Origin of the sequence: Methanoculleus sp. UBA291, assembly GCF_002499755.1 — an archaeon.
In the GTDB taxonomy this organism is placed as follows: Archaea; Halobacteriota; Methanomicrobia; order Methanomicrobiales; family Methanoculleaceae; genus Methanoculleus; species Methanoculleus palmolei.
Window position 1 is genome coordinate 188,362 of record NZ_DANC01000041.1, and the last position, 215, is coordinate 188,576.

The window sequence follows — 215 nt, forward strand, 5'->3', positions numbered from 1 at the left end:
CCCGACTTCGCGGACAACGCCGGGCTCACCGTTTAAGACGACGGGTATGTCACCCTTCAGCCCCCAGTAGAACCGCTCAGTCGAACCGTCAGGGTTCTTGATGAACCACTCGAGGTTGCCTTTGAGGCCGCCTTCTTTGACTTCGCGGACAACGCCAGCCTGACCATTTAAGACGACGGGTGTGTCACCCTTCGCAGTAAGCCCCCAGCAGAACG

At 59.1% G+C, this 215-nt stretch carries 1 protein-coding gene; it reads right to left on the reverse strand.

Translation table 11 applies throughout. The features are described from left to right. On the reverse strand, window positions 1–215 hold a 215-nt coding region (locus tag BP737_RS10260; protein WP_342686165.1), incomplete at both ends, for a hypothetical protein.